Genomic DNA, 2,841 nt, shown 5'->3' on the forward strand with positions numbered 1-2,841 from the left:
ACAAGGTTTGGAAATATCCGTCCAGTCCAATGAATATTGACATGGATCATCTGGATTTTGACCGCATGCTGGTACTTGAACTTGAGCTCTATAAAAACAGCAATGATCCGGAACCGCTTAAAGTTAAGGCCAAAGCACCGGAAAACATGGTTTTTGGCGCCTGGTTTTATAAATTCATTGAAGATTATAACATTAAGTTCCCAAAAAATCCGGTAAGGTACATCAGTGAAGATCATGAGGCCTATACCTGGATCTTCTTCATCAAAACTTCTTTCTTCAAAAAGAACATATTCATAGATCCTGATCTCGACATTATTAAGAATGGTATCTCAGAGAAAATGACCATCTATGCAAAAAGGGTATCAGAAAATGCCTCCAGGCCCGAAAAAATTGGAGACGAAGCCATTTTCATATAATTAAGAATCTATATATCTACTACTATGATTTCACCATTAAAATATAAACCGGTCAATTGGGTAGACGGCATGAAACTGTCCAGTAGCCATTTTGTGGCAACAGACCAGTTTAACCAGGATTTTGTGAGAGATGCTAACTCTGTATTTTTAACAGGCTTTAATTTTGGGCTGCTTGCACCATTTGCAGGACAGCAAAGTTCTCATAACATTGAAATTCTGGAACGGGCCACCAATCATATTGAGGTGAAAGTTCGGCATTGTAACGCCATTACGGCCGAAGGTTGCAGAATAGATATCTTCAACCAGCCCGAACTGGAGAAGCAGCTCTCCTATAGCCATTATTTTAGTGCAGAGAATGCAGACTATTCTAAAACAGTACAATACAATATTTTATTGCTGGTCAATCCCTTTGAGCGAGTTCCTTCTGGAAATCCAGATCCACAGGATGCCCCTCCAAGGTACCCGGATATTGCTAAAGGATACAGTATTGTTATTTTGCCGGCATCAGAAATGGCGCCTAAAAACCTGGACAGCTATCACCTGACCATTGGACAACTTACACTCGAAAATGGAAGGGTATCTATTAACACCAATTATATCCCCCCAAGTAGTAGTATGGTGAGCCACCCTTTGCTGATCCGCTACTATGAATTGTTCAGCAGCCTGATTAATGAACTGCAATTGTCTGCGTTTAAAATTGTAGATAAAACAACAGGAAAAGAGGCCATTACTCCACTTGGTAAAAATATACGTCTGTTGTCGGAAAAGCTTCTGGATTATATTGCCCAGATTTTCTTCAGCTACAGAAATCTTGGTTATCAGCAATCTCCCATATATATTGCCGGCTATTTCTCCAATCTTGCTCATGCTTTCTTTACAGGGATCAAGTTGATTGAATCTAAGGAAAGGGAAGAAATGCTGAAGTATTTCTACGAATGGAGAGATGTTACCCCCGGAAATTTTGAAGAATTGCTGGCCCGTACCATTGAATTGGTCTATGATCATCAGAACATTTACGCTTCTATGTCTATGATTGAAGAGTTTTTAAAGGTTATGGTGGCTTTATGGAATAAACTCAGCATGCTGGAATACATTGGGCAGCGCAAAGAAAATATCGTTGTTGCCGAGCAGCAAGTGGTACAGCAGGTACAAACCAAAAGAAGCTGGACTTTGCTAGACTAGATCTGATTCCTTCCCGAACAAATTGCATTGCCGTGCACCGATCTTAATGTGGATATCACATTCAGTTCAGCACACGGCAATGCAATTTTGTATGCAAAAATTTTGATACCTTTCACCGATTATTAAGTTTAACTGCACTTTTTTAAAATAGCATCCAAGAATTAATAATTAATTAACACCAAAAGCCGCACTTTCGTCTCCCCGATTAATTACGGTAAAACGAAAATGACAATGATTAAAAAACTTCTACTATTAAGTACAGCAGCAATTCTATTTTCTGCGTGTTCTAAAAAAACGATTGACATACCTGAAAAACCTTATTCTATTACTGAAGACCTGGAAAGTTCGGCTAAATCAGCTTATAAAATTGATACAGTCCAAATGCTGACCGGAAAATGGATTTTTGATAATGCTGTTGTGGGAAATATTGCAGGAGATCTGAAAAATGGAAACAGATCAATTAGGTTAAAGACCGGAAGCCTTAGTATGCTTTATGATATAAAAGGCGTAAGGGCTTTATACATTAGCCATGGTAAATACGGTAGTGATGCCAATTCTACCTGGCAGGTATTGTTCTCTACAGATGGCGGAACAACTTATACCCAATTGGGAAAGAATATAGAAGAAACAAATAAAACATTGGTTGTCGATTCTTTTGTACTTTCTTCTCCACAGACGGTAAGGTTCCAGATCAAAAAACTGGGCGCGGCAAATGATGCAGCCAGGGTAAATCTGGATGACATCACCTTTAAAGGGATAGGAAATCCTGGTGTTGTTGTGACAGATCCTAACGCAGACCCGGTTGAACCGACCAATCCTGGAACAGCCACTACGCCAAGAGGTATTACATTTGGCAACGATGCTCAACCAACAGAGGGAGACAACAGTAATTCACTATTTGGGAATCCGTCTCAGGCAACAATGATGACGCCAGATAACCTTTACCTGGATCAAAAATATTATACCGAATCCTATAGTAGCACCCGGTCGATACCAAACTGGGTGAGCTGGCATATAGATGCTGGTACGACCAATAACACCGTAAAAAGGCAGGATGACTTTGCTGGATTCAATGGTTTACCTGAAGGCACTTACGTGGTGCAAAGCAACAGTTACGTAAATTCTGGATTTGACCGCGGACACAATTGTCCATCAGGAGACAGAACAAGTTCTTTAAATGCCAATAGTGCAACTTTCTTAATGTCCAATATGATCCCACAGGCACCAAAAAATAATCAGGGTA

General features: G+C 39.8%; 3 protein-coding genes. All 3 read left to right on the forward strand.

The features are described from left to right. A partial coding sequence (locus VNZ46_RS07890) for a TssN family type VI secretion system protein (protein ID WP_325559526.1) occupies positions 1–416 on the forward strand: 416 nt, incomplete at its 5' end. A gap of 24 nt (positions 417–440) precedes the next feature. Next, positions 441–1,598 (forward strand): hypothetical protein, encoded by a 1,158-nt coding sequence (locus VNZ46_RS07895; RefSeq protein ID WP_325559527.1) that lies wholly within the window; start codon positions 441–443, stop codon positions 1,596–1,598. Positions 1,599–1,829: 231 nt separating this feature from the next. Further along, the coding region (locus VNZ46_RS07900) for a DNA/RNA non-specific endonuclease (RefSeq protein ID WP_325559528.1) at positions 1,830–2,841 on the forward strand (1,012 nt) is incomplete at its 3' end.

The organism is Pedobacter sp. (assembly GCF_035566355.1).
Classification (GTDB): Bacteria; Bacteroidota; Bacteroidia; order Sphingobacteriales; family Sphingobacteriaceae; genus Pedobacter.